The organism is Paraburkholderia sp., from assembly GCF_047605525.1.
Taxonomy (GTDB): Bacteria; Pseudomonadota; Gammaproteobacteria; order Burkholderiales; family Burkholderiaceae; genus Paraburkholderia.
The window spans coordinates 273,494-287,855 of sequence record NZ_JASGFN010000007.1 but is presented as its reverse complement, the minus strand read 5'-3'; the positions used below and the strand labels follow the sequence as shown (position 1 = coordinate 287,855).

Below are 14,362 nucleotides of genomic sequence, written 5' to 3'. Positions count from 1 at the left end.
GTCAAGGAGCCTATCGAAAACCAGGCGAACCGGCATCTCTAGACCGAATGCGCGCCTCCTCGCGCAAACTGCGCGCCCCATGAGGGCGCCGGCAGAATGCGACGGGCGGCGCACGATATGTGACCCGATTATTTCGAGGGAAACCATGCCTTTGCCTACTCCCCCCAGCAAGCTCGGCAATCTTTTGTCGCCTGACGAATACAAGGCTAAAGCCGTCACGCCCGCGCGCTCCACAGCGAAAAAACAGGCGCGTGAAGGGGAATCCGCAGAGCCGGCCGATTACGGCCGCGCCAATGTCGCCACACCGATGGCGCACGCCGCCAACGCCGCCACCACGCTGCGGCCCGTGCCGGCCGTCGAACCGCCTGCTGCGGCGCAACCCGCGCCGGCGCGCGGCCGCAGGACGAAACAGACCGCCGCGCTGCTGCAGCCGGTTCCGGCAGCGCGTCCGCAAGCCGAGGCGGTCGAAGCCCTGTCCGAGGCCCAGCCGGTCGTCGCGCGCGCGCCTTCCGCGAAACAGCCCGCGGCCGATACGGCTGCCACCGCGCCGGCCACGGCCGCCACGCGCAAGAAACGCGGCAGCGGCGCCGCGGCGGCCGAAGTGCTGAAGCTCTTCGTGCTCGACACGAACGTGCTGATGCATGATCCGAGCTGCCTGTTCCGCTTCGAGGAGCACGACGTCTATCTGCCGATGATGACGTTGGAAGAGCTCGACAATCACAAGAAAGGCATGTCGGAAGTCGCGCGTAACGCGCGCCAGGTGAGCCGCACGCTCGACACGCTGGTCGCGAACGCCGGCAACATGGCCGACGGCATTTCGCTCGCGCGCCTCGGCAGCCGCGAGGCGTCCGGACGGCTGTTCTTCCAGACGCGCCTGACCTCGATCGAGCCGGTCGAAGGTCTGCCGGAGGGCAAGGCCGACAACCAGATTCTCGGCGTCGTGCGCGCGCTGCAGCGCGATCGCGCGGATCGCCAGGTCGTGCTGGTGTCGAAAGACATCAACATGCGCATCAAGGCGCACGCGCTCGGGCTGCCCGCTGAAGACTACTTCAACGACCAGGTGCTCGAGGACAGCGATCTGCTGTACACGGGTATTCGCGCGCTGCCGCAGGACTTCTGGACCCGGCACGCGAAGGGCATGGAAAGCTGGCAGGACACCAAGACCGGCACCACGTATTACCGCGTGACGGGTCCGCTGTGCGCGTCGATGCTCGTCAACGAATTCGTCTATCTCGAACCGCAGAACGGCGAGCCCGCGTTTCACGCGCTCGTGCGCGAGCTGAACGGCAAGACCGCGCTACTGCAGACGCTGCGCGACTACGGCCACCACAAGAACAACGTGTGGGGCATCACGGCGCGCAATCGCGAGCAGAATTTCGCGCTGAACCTGCTGATGAATCCGGAAATCGACTTCGTCACGCTGCTCGGCCAGGCCGGCACCGGCAAGACGCTCGTCGCACTCGCGGCCGGCCTCGCGCAGGTACTCGACGACAAGCGCTACAACGAGATCATCGTGACGCGCGCGACGGTGCCGGTCGGCGAAGACATCGGCTTCCTGCCGGGCACGGAAGAGGAAAAGATGCAGCCGTGGATGGGCGCTTTCGACGACAACCTCGAAGTGCTGCAGAAGACCGACGACGCCGCCGGCGAATGGGGCCGCGCCGCGACTCAGGAGCTGATCCGCTCGCGCCTGAAGGTCAAGAGCATGAACTTCATGCGCGGCCGCACGTTCGTCGACAAGTATCTGATCATCGACGAGGCGCAGAACCTGACGCCGAAGCAGATGAAGACGCTGGTCACGCGCGCGGGCCCCGGCACGAAGATCATCTGCCTCGGCAATATCGCGCAGATCGATACGCCTTACCTGACCGAAGGCAGTTCGGGCCTCACGTACGTGGTCGACCGCTTCAAGGGCTGGGCGCACAGCGGGCACGTGACGCTCGCGCGCGGCGAGCGTTCGCGCCTCGCCGATTACGCGTCGGAAATTTTGTAAGCGTCCGCCGATTTTTATCGCCATGCGGCCGCGTCCGGTTCGTTCCGGACGCGGCTTTTTTATTGTCCCGGCGTTCCGCGCGGGCAACACTTAGCGCGCAAACTTCAAGTAATTTATCAACAATTCTTGCCGCGGCCATGTTCGACGGCTACCATCGCGACATCGCCAGTGAGTAAACGGGCGTTTACCACCCGTTCCGTCTTCATGCGCCGATTCGCCTTTTCGTTGCTGACCGTCCTGCTGCTCGCCGCCTGTGCCGGCGCGCCGCAGAAGACGTCGCGCGGGTCCGGCGGCATCGTCGTCGCGAATGGCGCGTATCACGCGCCGCCGCCCGGCTTCCCCCATTTCGTCGATCACAGCATCGGCCGCGAGGAAATCTCGATCCAGGCGATGAGCCTCGTCGGCGTGCCGTACCGCTGGGGCGGCAATACGCCCGATAGCGGCTTCGATTGCAGCGGCTTCGTCCGCTATGTCGTGCTGCGCGCGGCGTCGGTGAATCTGCCGCGCACCACGGCCGAGATGAGCGGGCGCGGCGAATCGATCGAGCCGGACGAAATCGCCCCTGGCGATCTGATCTTTTTCAACACGACCGGGCGCCCGCATTCGCATGTCGGCATCTACGTGGGCAAGCTGCGCTTCGTCAATGCGCCGTCGACGGGCGGCACGGTGCGGCTCGACTATCTGACCAACCCTTACTGGGCGAAGCGCTTCGATGGCATCCGCCGGATGGCGGGTCCGGCCGCGACGCCAGCGCCGTTCGACGCGCCGGCTTATCAAGCGGCCGCGCCGCAGCCGGAGCGTGGCGGACTGGCGGCAGCGGCGGTTCCCGCGGCGAAGACGGCTACACCGGTTTATGCGGCGGGTCCGTCGCAAGCGACACGCGTCGAAGCCGCGCCGCGTGCTCCGGCGATGATGGCAACCCGGCCGGAGATGGCCCTGGGCACGACCGCCAGCGCAAACAGCGCACCCAGCGCGCAGGCCGACCCGTTCGAGCCGCCTCCTCCGGGCATGAGCGCCGCGCAGTTGCAGGCTCGCTCCGCGGGTGCGGTGACGCCGGCGATGGCTCCGCCCGCTCAGGCAGGCGCGTATGAAACCGGCACGCCCTCCCCGGCACAATCGGCGCAATCGGGAGAGCCCGCGACGACCGCCCGCGCCATCCCGCGGACCACGCCCGACGCAATCGACGCCGCCGCCGACGCGTTCGAGCCACCGCCGCCCGCTTCGATCGCCGCGCGTCAGGCGCAGCAGGCCCAGCAGACGCAACAGGGCGAAGCAGGTGACGGCGTGCAGATCATGCGTGCGTCGACAGCCTCGCATGGCCTGCCCGCACCCACGCAAACCAACGACGACCCGATTGCCCGCTTCGCGAACGGCAGCTACTGACACGCTCGCCCACGCCCTCCCGCACCTCATGAAAAGCCGCCGTCGATCACCTCGATCGCGCCGATCTGCTATCGTCATCGATATTCTTTTGACGGCGGGTGATGACGATGGAACTCGGTCTGAAAGACAAGGTAGTGTTGATCACGGGCGGCAGTAAAGGCATCGGGTTCGCCTGCGCGCGCGCATTCGCGCAGGAAGGCGCGAAAGTCGCCATCGTGTCGCGCGATCCCGCCAATCTGGCGCGCGCCTACGAGCAGTTGAAACAGGAAGGGTTCCACGTACACCGCACGCGCGCCGATCTGCACGAACCGCATAGTGCCGCCGATATCGTCGAGGAAGTCAGCGGCGCGGTAGGCCCGATCGACGTGCTGATCAACAGCGCCGGCGCGGCGCGCCGCTACGACCCGGAAACACTCGACGCCGACGCATTCCGCGCGACGATGGAAGCAAAATATTTCCCGTATATCTATCCGCAGCAGGAAGTGCTGCGCCGCATGGCCGAGCGCGCGAAGGCCGGCGGCGCCGAGCCCGGCACGATCGTCAATATCATCGGCATGGGCGGCAAGATCGCGAGCGACATTCATATCGCGGGCGGCGCGGCCAACGCGGCGCTGATGCTCGCGACTGTCGGCCTCGCGCACTATTACGCGCGCTACGGTATTCGCATCAACGCAATCAATCCGGGCTCGACGCTGACCGAGCGAGTCGAGGAAGCCGTGAAGCTCGAGGCGGCGCAGCAAGGCATCGGCAACGAGGAAGCGCTCGCGCGCGGTCAGGCGAAGATGCCGCTCGGGCGCTATGCGAAACCGGAGGAAATCGCCGATGTCGCACTGTTTCTTGCGAGCCGCCGCGCGAGCTATGTGACGGGCGCGATCATTCCGATGGACGGGGCGAGTGCGCCGCTGATCTGAGCGGCGTTGTCGAGGGATTGCGCGCGACGGCCTGGGAGGCGGCGAAATCGCGTATGCCGCTCAGTAGCAGCGCAGGCCCGCGTCGCACGGTATTACAGCAAGTGGTGACCGACCCACCAGGCGGCGCCGGACAGCACCGCGGACGCCGGAATCGTCAGAATCCACGCCCACACGATGTTGCCGGCCACGCCCCAGCGCACCGCACTGAGCTTCTGCGTCGCGCCCACCCCGACGATCGCGCCGGTAATCGTATGCGTGGTCGAGACGGGAATACCGAGCCACGACGCGGTAAACAGCGTGAGCGCGCCGCCCGACTCCGCGCAGAACCCGCCGACCGGCTTGAGCTTCGTGATCTTCTGACCCATCGTGCGCACGATACGCCAGCCGCCGAACAGCGTGCCCAGACCCATCGACAGATAGCAACCGCCGATCACCCACAGCGGCGGCGCGTCCGCGTTCAGCGACGCAAAACCGGTTGCGATCAGCAGCATCCAGATGATGCCGATGGTCTTCTGCGCGTCGTTGCCGCCGTGACCGAGGCTGTACAGTCCCGCGGACAGCAGTTGCAGACGGCGGAACCGGCGGTCGACCTTGCTCGGCGGCGTGCGGAAATACAGCCACGACACCAGCAGCATGAAAAACGACCCGAGCACGAAGCCGAGCAGCGGCGAAATGAAGATGAACGCGACGGTCTTCATCAGGCCGTCCCAGTTCAGCGAGCCCCAGCCCGATTTCGCGAGCGCCGCGCCCACGAGCCCGCCGATCAGCGCGTGCGACGAGCTGGACGGAATGCCGTAGTGCCATGTGATGATGTTCCACGCGATCGCGCCGACCAGCGCGCCGAAGATCACGTAATGGTCGACGATGTTGGGATCGATCGTGCCCTTACCCACCGTTGCGGCCACCTTCAGGTGGAACACGAAATAGGCGATAACGTTGAACGCCGCGGCGAACGCCACGGCCTGCTGCGGCTTCAGCACGCCGGTCGACACGACCGTGGCGATCGAATTCGCCGCGTCGTGAAAGCCGTTCATGAAATCGAACATCAACGCGATGGCGACCAGGCCGGCAACGACCCAGATAGCGAGTTGTATCGATTGCATTATGCGTTTTCCAGCACGATGCCTTCGATGATGTTCGCCACATCCTCACACTTGTCCGTGATCGTTTCGAGCAGTTCGTAAATCGCCTTGAGCTTGATCAGGACCTTGACGTCGTCTTCCTCGCGAAACAGCTTCGACATCGCCGCGCGCAGCACGCGGTCGGCCTCCGATTCGAGCCGGTCGATTTCCTCGCAGGCCTTCAGAATCTGGCTCGCCTGCTTCATGTCCGACAGCAGGCTCACGGCGAACTGCACGCGCTCGCAGGTCGCCGTGCAGATATGCGCGAGCTGGCTCGCCTCCGACGTGACGGACTGCACGTCGTACAGCGAAATAGCGGTGGCGACGTCCTCCATCAGGTCGAGGATGTCGTCCATTGTCGTGATCAGCTTGTGGATCTCGTCGCGGTCGAGCGGCGTGATGAAGGTCTTGTGCAGCAGGTCGATGGTTTCGTGCGTGAGCTTGTCCGCGGCCTTTTCGGCTTTCTGCACGTTTTGCTTGTGGGCTTCGGCGTCCTGCAGATTGTCGATCAGCAACTCGAGTTCGCGGCTCGCCGAGATAATGCACGTTGCGTGCGCATTGAAAATTTCAAAAAACTTGCCCTCGGTGGGCATGAATCGACCGAACATTGGGATCCTGGGAATGGGTCACGTGATGGCTGACATAAAACCGCCATATTGTACCGTCGTGTAACCGATGTCGCACTTGTGACAGCATCGTTACAACAAGTGGGCGACATTGCGTCGCCCTGTCGCCCGTCCGGGGTTGCGCCGGGGTGTGTCACTCGCCGCCGTAGAAATTCTGCGCGCCGGCAAAATTGTCGAACTTCGTGTATTGACCGTGGAACGTGAGCCGAACAGGTCCGATTGGACCATTCCGCTGCTTGCCGATGATGATTTCCGCGGTGCCTTTATCCGGGCTGTCCGGGTTGTAGACTTCGTCGCGATAGATGAACAGGATCACGTCGGCGTCCTGTTCGATAGCGCCCGATTCGCGCAGGTCCGACATGATCGGCCGCTTGTTCGGACGCTGCTCGAGTCCGCGATTGAGCTGCGACAACGCGATCACCGGCACGTCGAGTTCCTTGGCGAGACCCTTCAGCGAACGCGAGATTTCCGAGATTTCGGTCGCGCGATTCTCGCCCGACGACGAACCGCTCATCAACTGCAGATAGTCGATGATGATCAGGCCGAGCTTGCCGCACTGGCGCGACAGTCTGCGCGCGCGAGAGCGCAGTTCCATCGGGTTCAGACCGCCGGTTTCGTCGATGAATATCTGCGCCTCGCTCATTTTCTGCACCGCGTGCGTGAGCTTCGGCCAATCCTCGTCGGTCAGGCGCCCGGTTCGCATACGGTGCTGATCGAGCCGGCCGACCGAGCCGAGCATACGCATCGTGAGCTGCGTGCCGGGCATTTCCATCGAGAACACCGCGACCGGCAGCCCGTACTCCACCGCGACGTATTCGCCGATATTCATCGAAAACGCCGTCTTACCCATCGACGGACGGCCCGCGACGATGATCAACTCGCCGCCATGCATGCCCGAGGTCATGCGGTCCAGATCGACAAAGCCGGTGGGCGTGCCAGTCACGTCGCTCGGATTGGCGGTGTGATAGAGCGTGTCGATCCGCTCGACCACTTGCGTGAGCAGCGGCCCGATTTCGAGGAAGCCCTGGGTGCCGCGCGCGCCATCTTCGGCGATCGAAAATACCTTCGATTCGGCTTCGTCGAGCAGTTGCCGGACCTCCTTGCCTTGCGGGTTGAATGCGTCGGCGGAGATTTCGTCGGCGACGGAAACCAGCCGGCGCAGCACCGCGCGGTCGCGCACGATTTCCGCGTAGCGGCGGATATTGGCCGCGCTCGGCGTGTTCTGCGCGAGCGCGTTCAGGTACGCGAGACCGCCGACCTCTTCCGCCTTGCCCGAGGTGCCGAGCGCTTCGTAGACGGTCACCACGTCGGCCGGACGCGTGGCCGCGATCAGCTTGCCGATGTGCTCGAAGATGATGCGGTGATCGTAGCGGTAGAAGTCGCTTTGCGCGAGGAAATCGGCGATGCGGTCCCACGCCGCGTTGTCGAGCAGCAGGCCGCCCAGTACCGATTGCTCGGCCTCGATCGAATGCGGCGGGACTTTCAGCGACTCGAGCTGGGGATCTTTGGACGGTGCGTTCATGGAGGGGAATTATCGGGTAATCCGGCGGTCGCGGCGAGCGAAAAAACGGAAAAACGGGCGTAAAAAAAAGCAGGAGCCGGTCACCCGGCCCCTGCTATTCGCCAGCCAACGCGCTGGCTGATCCTACCTGATGCTGGTCGCGATTGGCTTAGACGTGCTCGCCGACCACCGCCACCGTCACATCGACGAGAACGTCGGTGTGCAGCGAAACCTGGACAGCGTGTTCGCCGACCGTCTTCAGCGGGCCTTCCGGCAGACGCACTTGCGCCTTTTCCACTGCGAAGCCCTGCTTGCCGAGCGCTTCGGCGATATCGGCATTCGTCACCGAGCCGAACAGACGGCCGTCGACGCCGGCCTTCTGGCTGATCTGAACCGTCTGGCCTGCGAGCTTTTCGCCCTGAGCCTGAGCAGTTGCCAGCTTTTCAGAGGCAATCTTTTCGAGTTCAGCGCGACGCACTTCGAATTCGGCAAGCGCTTCCTTCGTTGCACGGCGAGCTTTCTTGTTCGGGATCAGGAAGTTACGCGCGTAACCGTCCTTGACCTTCACGATATCGCCCAGGTTGCCCAGATTGACGACTTTTTCCAGAAGAATGATTTGCATTCGGATACTCCTTATCGCGTCGTCGGGTTAGGCCTTGTGCTGGTCGGTGTACGGCACCAGCGCGAGGAAACGCGCTCGCTTGATAGCCGTGTCCAGTTGGCGTTGATAGTGCGCCTTGGTACCCGTGAGACGTGCCGGCGTGATCTTGCCGTTCTCGCCGATGAAGTCCTTCAGCGTTTCGATGTCCTTGTAGTCGATGTATTCGACGCCAGCAGCCGTGAAACGGCAGAACTTCTTGCGCTTGAAGAGCGGGTTCTGTTGCTGACGACGCTTGTCGAATTTCTTACCAGTCGGGCGGGGCATGATTAGTCCTTTCCAATGTCCTGCAATGCTGTGATGTGAAATACCAGAGTTCGCGCGTTACGGTGCTTTTTCGCCAGAAAGCCTGTGAAGAGCGTTTCCACGCCCATCTGACAGCTTTCGAGCCTGCCGCTCACCTCGCCCGCCGCCACCGCCTGCATGGTGAGTTCGACCTGCCGGGCAATGCCCGCCTCGACGACTTCCGTGCGGTGGTGCAACGTGCAGCTTGCTATCGGAACGCCGGCGGGGGTATACCGCACCGGTTCGCGTTCGACGACGCTCGCCGTGAGTTGCAGCCGGTTCATGTACCTGTATGTAACGTCGTGTACGTGAGCGAAAAGCGACGCTGCGTATCTGGCAGCTTAAATAGTGTGTCTTAAGCCTGCGCTTCGGTCGGCTGGACGGCTGCCGACTTCTTGGCTTCTTCGCGCTGCACTTCCTTCATCATCGGCGAAGGACCGGTTTCGGCCTTCTTCATCTTGACGATGAGGTGACGCAGAACGGCGTCGTTGAACTTGAATGCGTGTTCCAGCTCGTCGAGCGTGGTCTGGTCGCATTCGATGTTCATGCAGACGTAGTGAGCCTTCGCGAGTTTCTCGATCATGTAGGCCAGTTGGCGGCGGCCCCAGTCTTCGACGCGGTGGATCTGACCACCGTGCGACGTGATCGTGCTCTTGTAACGCTCGATCATGGCGGGCACCTGCTCGCTTTGATCGGGATGCACGATAAAGACGATTTCGTAATGACGCATACACACTCCTTGTGGATTAAAGCCGCCCGGGCGTCGGAACCGGTGCGGCAAGTGAGAAGCCGGAGACTATAACGCGAATGGGGCCGGGTTGCAAGATATTCCGCCGATTCGATGCGGGAATCGGGTGTATTTTCAACGATTTAGGCCGCGATTAGCGGACGGAGCGGGCCTGGAAGCGCGTTGGCGAGACGCCGCGGCGGGTGCCGCATCTTGCGTGCGGGCCGCCGCCCCTCAACCGGCCTCCGTACGTTCGCTGCCGCCCCGCAGGCGCGCCTTCAGCGCCGTTTCGAGGCCGCTCAGCGCGTCGGGCGCGGCGTCCGTAATCGCCCACCAGGTCATGCCCTCCGCATCCCAGTGCGCGATCGAATAGCCGTCGTGCGCGAGCGCGGCGGGCACCGCGCCGTCGGTGCCGCGAGCGGCCCCGCCCGACGCGGTCTGCGGGAACACGTATACATCGATCACGTGCTTGCCATAGCGATACACGAGCACCGCGACCCGCTGATGCGCGAGGTAGTCGAGCCGGCCGCCCTGAAGGGCGAAACCGCTCGCAGCGAGATCCTCGACCGGCGGCGAATAATCGAGCCGGCCGTTGAACCACGGCTTGACCGTGTGCCGGTCGGTCGAAATCACGTCGATGTCGCGTCCCGATATCTGCGCCCGCACGTGACTTTCCACGAGTTCGTCGGTGAACGGCGTGAATTCGGCGGGACGCCGCAGATTCAGCGTGACCACCACCGCCACCGCGCACACCGCTATGACGAGTGCCGCGAGCCCGCCGCGCGCGGCCATGCGACCCGCGCCGCCGGTTGCAACCGGGCCGCCGAAGCCGCCTGAGCCGCCCGAGCCACTGAAACCACGCAGCCAACTGTCCAGCCACGTGGATAACCACGAGCCACGCCGCTGACGCCTGGGCGCCTTCGCCGCCAGATCCGGCCCCCCAGCGGCAGCGATCTCGCCAGCTTGCGCCGGTGCATCATTTCGAGCCACCGCCGCGGCGGACACCGCGGGCGCTTCGTCGAGCGTCGCGGGCAATCCGGCGACGATGCGGGCCCGCAACAGCTTCGGCGCCCGATGATACGGCGCCGCACGCAGCGCGCCGCTCAGCGCGCGCAGATTTTCGCTGGCGCGCCGGCAATCGTCGCAGCTCTCGATATGCTGCTGCACCCGGCGCGCATCCGGCGCCGGCAATTCATGATCGGCATTCGCATCGAGGAGCGGCCGTGCTTCGTTACAGTCCATCCGGCGTCTCCTGAGCAGGGTCGGCGGCAGCGCCGGGGATATTGAGTGGCCGGCCGTCCGCAAACGCCCGGAGCTGTGTGATCGTCGCAGTGGCGGGCACGCCGGTCGCGGCTGACGCGGGCGGCGCGGGCGGCGTCGAGGCCATCGACGGCGCAACCGATGCGGGTGGCGCGGACGGGACGAACAGCACGGCGGGTGCGGATCGCGTCGCGCCGTCGGAGCAGCCGGCGGCTTTATACGGCGCGGCGGGCTCCACGGACGGTCCAGCCGTCCCCAGCCCCCGCTCCGCCATCAGCAGCTCCGCCAACTTGCGCCGTCCGCGCGCAAGCCGCGACATCACCGTACCGATCGGCACATCGGCAACCACCGCGATCTCCCGATAACTCATCTCCTCGAGCTCACGCAGGATCAGCACTTCGCGATACTCGACCGGCAGGCGCGCCAGCGCGTCATGCACCTGCCGCGCATCTTCGTCGCGGATCAGGAGCATTTGCGGATCGTCGCCGCCCGCGCTCCAGCCGTCGAAGGTCGCCTCGTCCATCGTTTCGTCGAATTCGAGCATGTCGTGCGACGGCGCGCGCCGCCGCCATTCCGTGTACCAGGTGCGGCGCACGATCGCGAGCAGCCACGGCCGCGCGGACTCGCCGCGAAACGTATCGAAGAAACGGAACGCGCGCATGAACGCCTCCTGCACGACATCCTCGGCGTCGTTCGGATTGCCGCACAGCCAGCGCGCGAGGTTGTACGCGGCGTCGAGATGCGGCAGCGCCAGTTGCTGGAAGCGGCGGCTTCTTGCCGCGTCGGCATCGGGCTCGCCGCGCGCGCGGGCGGTGGCGTCTGAATCGGTCTGGACCACGTGGGCCCCTCCAAGGGCATGGCGGCTGCGTTGTGCGCCGGGTTGTGCGGTTCGCGCCTGTCGATCACGGCGCGCGGTCGTTCGTGACGCTCCTTTCACCGCATAACCGGCCATCTGCCGAGTTTATTCCCGCCTCCCACGCGGATTCGCACAAAAGATGAGGGCCGCCAGCTAGTACGACGCCTGGTTCCAGTAATCGCCGCTCGCGTACACCTCTTTCAGATAGTCGATGAAATAGCGCACCCTGGCCGGCACATAACGCTGCTGCGGATAGACCGCAAGGATGTCGTAGTCGGGCAGCGCGTAGTCGTCGAGGACGGTTTCGAGCTCGCCGCGCGCGAGTTGCTGCTGGATTTCCCACGTCGAGCGCCAGCCGAGCCCGAGCCCTTCGGAGACCCAGCGGTGCAGCAGTTCGCCGTCGTTGCAGTCGAGCGTGCCGCCCACCCGCACCGTGGCGAGCTTGCCGTTGCGGCGAAAGTACCAGCCACGGTTCTGCCCGCCCTGCAGATTGAACGCGAGACAGTTATGGGCGGGCAGATCCTCGAGCGTTTTCGGCTTGCCGTGGCGGCGAAAATACTCGGGCGTGCCGCATACGACGCGCCGGTTCGACGCGAGCTTCACCGCGACGAAATTCGGATCGACCGCCCCGCCGATGCGAATCGACAGGTCGTAGCCCTCGCGCACCAGATCGACGACCCGGTCGGTCAGGTTGAACGACATCTGCAATTCGGGCTTGTCGCGCAAAAACGCGGGCGCGAGCGGCGCGACGTGCTTGCGGCCGAACGCGGCCGGCGCCGATACGATCAGATGCCCGCTCACCGCGCGGCGTCCCGCGCTCAGTTCGTTTTCCGCCTGGTCCCATTCGGCGAGCAGACCCCGGCAGCGCTCGAGAAACGCGGCGCCGTCCTCGCTGACCACGAGCCGCCGCGTGGTGCGGTACATCAGCTTCACACCGAGGCGCTTTTCGAGCGCATCGATGCGCCGGCCGAGAATCACCGGCGACACGCCCTCTTCCAGCGCCGCCGCCGCGAGACTGCCCGCATCGGCGACCCGCACGAAGGTTTCGATCTGTTTGAAGCGATCCATATCCGTCTCCCGCCTGCCCTGGATTTTCTTTCGGGTCGGGGCGCCCGCCGCGCCACCTGCCATTCGATACTTTTTGTTTCGGAATAAGCGACCCGGACTGATCTTATCAAACCTTTCGCACAGGCCTAAAGTGTCCTCCAACAGACGTACTTTCCGACATTGAGGAGACATTCATGGCCAAGATGAGAGCCGTCGACGCTGCCGTTCTGGTGCTCGAAAAAGAAGGCATCGATACCGCGTTCGGGGTGCCCGGCGCCGCGATCAACCCGTTCTACTCGGCGCTGCGCAAGGCCGGTGGCATCGGCCACGTGCTCGCGCGCCACGTCGAGGGCGCGTCGCACATGGCCGAGGGCTACACGCGCGCCCGGCCGGGCAACATCGGCGTGTGTATCGGCACGTCGGGCCCCGCCGGCACCGACATGATCACCGGTTTGTACTCCGCCCAGGCCGACTCGATTCCTATTCTGGCTATCACGGGCCAGGCGCCGCGCGCGCGTCTTTACAAGGAAGACTTCCAGGCCGTCGACATCGAATCGATCGCGAAGCCCGTCACCAAGTGGGCGGTGACCGTGCGCGAGCCGGCGCTCGTGCCGCGCGTGTTCCAGCAGGCATTTCACCTGATGCGCTCGGGACGCCCGGGCCCGGTGCTGGTCGATCTGCCGATCGACGTGCAGCTCGCCGAAATCGAATTCGACATCGACACGTACGAGCCGCTGCCGGTCTACAAGCCGAAGGCGACCCGCAAGCAGATCGAAGCCGCGCTGACCCTGCTGAACGACGCCGAGCGTCCGCTGATCGTCTCCGGCGGCGGCGTGCTGAACGCATCCGCCGAAGAGCTGCTCGTGAAGTTCGCCGAAACCGTAGGCGTGCCGGTGATCCCCACGCTGATGTCGTGGGGCGCGATTCCCGACGACCATCCGTTGATGGCCGGCATGGTCGGCCTGCAGACGTCACACCGCTACGGCAACGCGACGATGCTCGCGTCGGATTTCGTGCTCGGCATCGGCAACCGCTGGGCGAACCGTCACACCGGCAGCATCGACGTCTATACGAAGGGCCGCAAGTTCGTGCACATCGATATCGAACCGACGCAGATCGGCCGTGTGTTCGGCCCGGATCTCGGCATCGTGTCGGATGCGAAGGCCGCGCTCGAACTGTTCGTCGAAGTGGCGAGCGAATGGAAGGCCGCGGGCAAGCTGAAGGATCGCGGTGCCTGGGTTGCCGACTGCCAGCAGCGCAAGCAGACGATGCTGCGCAAGACGCACTTCGACAACGTGCCGATGAAGCCGCAACGCGTCTATGAAGAGATGAACGAGGTGTTCGGCCGCGATACCTGCTACGTCAGCACGATCGGTCTGTCGCAGATCGCCGCCGCGCAATTCCTGCACGTGTACAAGGCGCGCAACTGGATCAACTGCGGCCAGGCCGGCCCGCTCGGCTGGACGATTCCGGCGGCGCTCGGCGTGCGCGCGGCCGATCCGCAACGGCCGATCGTCGCGCTGTCGGGCGACTACGACTTCCAGTTCATGATCGAAGAGCTCGCGGCCGGCGCGCAATTCAAGCTGCCATACGTGCATGTGGTCGTGAACAACTCGTACCTCGGGCTGATCCGCCAGGCGCAGCGCGCGTTCGAAATGGACTACTGCGTGCAGCTCGGCTTCGAGAACATCAACTCGCCGGAGACGAACGGCTACGGCGTCGACCACGTCGCGGTCGCCGAGGGTCTCGGCTGCAAGGCGATTCGCGTGTTCAAACCCGAGGAGTTGAAGCCCGCGTTGCAGAAAGCGCAATCGATGCTCGGCGAGTTCAACGTACCGGTGATCGTCGAAGTGATTCTCGAGCGCGTGACCAATATTTCGATGGGCACCGAGATCGACGCAATCAACGAGTTCGAGGAACTGGCCGCGAAGCGCGAGGACGCGCCGACCGCGATCAGTATGCTCGACTGAGCGTTGCCCGCTCACGGTATCCGC

The 14,362-nt window shown here is 64.6% G+C and carries 14 protein-coding genes; 4 read left to right on the top strand and 10 right to left on the bottom strand.

Going from position 1 to position 14,362, the window contains the following annotated elements:
• The first annotated feature begins 145 nt into the window (after nucleotides 1-145).
• The 3 genes from QM685_RS13125 to QM685_RS13115 all read left to right on the top strand — a co-directional run bounded on the left by QM685_RS13125 (nucleotide 146) and on the right by QM685_RS13115 (nucleotide 4,287).
• Complete coding sequence (locus QM685_RS13125; protein ID WP_415116480.1) at nucleotides 146-1,993, top strand: PhoH family protein; 1,848 nt, start codon at nucleotides 146-148, stop codon at nucleotides 1,991-1,993.
• Between the two features lie 204 nt (nucleotides 1,994-2,197).
• Complete coding sequence (locus QM685_RS13120) at nucleotides 2,198-3,376, top strand: NlpC/P60 family protein (protein ID WP_415116478.1); 1,179 nt, start codon at nucleotides 2,198-2,200, stop codon at nucleotides 3,374-3,376.
• Nucleotides 3,377-3,483: 107 nt separating this feature from the next.
• Entirely contained in the window at nucleotides 3,484-4,287 is an 804-nt protein-coding gene (locus QM685_RS13115; protein WP_415116476.1) for an SDR family oxidoreductase, read from the top strand.
• A 92-nt stretch (nucleotides 4,288-4,379) separates the two neighbouring features.
• Here QM685_RS13115 and QM685_RS13110 read toward each other — a convergent pair whose 3' ends face one another.
• From QM685_RS13110 to QM685_RS13065, 10 genes are all read right to left on the bottom strand, one after another.
• On the bottom strand, nucleotides 4,380-5,390 hold the full coding sequence (locus QM685_RS13110) for an inorganic phosphate transporter (protein ID WP_415116474.1): 1,011 nt from the start codon (nucleotides 5,388-5,390) through the stop codon (nucleotides 4,380-4,382).
• Nucleotides 5,390-6,016 carry a DUF47 domain-containing protein gene (locus QM685_RS13105; protein ID WP_415116472.1) on the bottom strand — a complete coding sequence of 209 codons (627 nt, stop codon included), beginning with the start codon at nucleotides 6,014-6,016 and terminating at the stop codon, nucleotides 5,390-5,392. The genes QM685_RS13110 and QM685_RS13105 overlap by 1 nt, the downstream gene beginning before the upstream one ends.
• 151 nt (nucleotides 6,017-6,167) lie before the next feature.
• Entirely contained in the window at nucleotides 6,168-7,556 is a 1,389-nt protein-coding gene (locus tag QM685_RS13100; protein ID WP_415116470.1) for a replicative DNA helicase, read from the bottom strand.
• A 148-nt stretch (nucleotides 7,557-7,704) separates the two neighbouring features.
• Nucleotides 7,705-8,157, bottom strand: a complete 453-nt coding sequence (rplI, locus tag QM685_RS13095; RefSeq protein ID WP_415116468.1) for a 50S ribosomal protein L9 — start codon at nucleotides 8,155-8,157, stop codon at nucleotides 7,705-7,707.
• A 27-nt stretch (nucleotides 8,158-8,184) separates the two neighbouring features.
• Nucleotides 8,185-8,460, bottom strand: a complete 276-nt coding sequence (gene rpsR / locus QM685_RS13090) for a 30S ribosomal protein S18 (RefSeq protein WP_013588504.1) — start codon at nucleotides 8,458-8,460, stop codon at nucleotides 8,185-8,187.
• Nucleotides 8,461-8,462: 2 nt separating this feature from the next.
• Nucleotides 8,463-8,762: a primosomal replication protein N gene (gene priB, locus QM685_RS13085; RefSeq protein WP_415116465.1), complete on the bottom strand. Its 300-nt coding sequence runs from the start codon at nucleotides 8,760-8,762 to the stop codon at nucleotides 8,463-8,465.
• 71 nt (nucleotides 8,763-8,833) lie between these two features.
• Nucleotides 8,834-9,208, bottom strand: a complete 375-nt coding sequence (gene rpsF, locus QM685_RS13080; protein WP_415116463.1) for a 30S ribosomal protein S6 — start codon at nucleotides 9,206-9,208, stop codon at nucleotides 8,834-8,836.
• 231 nt (nucleotides 9,209-9,439) lie between these two features.
• Nucleotides 9,440-10,447 carry an anti-sigma factor family protein gene (locus tag QM685_RS13075; RefSeq protein ID WP_415116461.1) on the bottom strand — a complete coding sequence of 336 codons (1,008 nt, stop codon included), beginning with the start codon at nucleotides 10,445-10,447 and terminating at the stop codon, nucleotides 9,440-9,442.
• Nucleotides 10,437-11,303 (bottom strand): RNA polymerase sigma factor, encoded by an 867-nt coding sequence (locus QM685_RS13070; RefSeq protein WP_415116459.1) that lies wholly within the window; start codon nucleotides 11,301-11,303, stop codon nucleotides 10,437-10,439. The genes QM685_RS13075 and QM685_RS13070 overlap by 11 nt, the downstream gene beginning before the upstream one ends.
• 171 nt (nucleotides 11,304-11,474) lie before the next feature.
• Complete coding sequence (locus QM685_RS13065; RefSeq protein ID WP_415116457.1) at nucleotides 11,475-12,389, bottom strand: LysR substrate-binding domain-containing protein; 915 nt, start codon at nucleotides 12,387-12,389, stop codon at nucleotides 11,475-11,477.
• 173 nt (nucleotides 12,390-12,562) lie between these two features.
• On the opposite strand from QM685_RS13065, the gene gcl reads away from it, so the two are divergent.
• Nucleotides 12,563-14,338, top strand: a complete 1,776-nt coding sequence (gene gcl / locus QM685_RS13060) for a glyoxylate carboligase (RefSeq protein WP_415116455.1) — start codon at nucleotides 12,563-12,565, stop codon at nucleotides 14,336-14,338.
• Nucleotides 14,339-14,362: the final 24 nt, after the last annotated feature.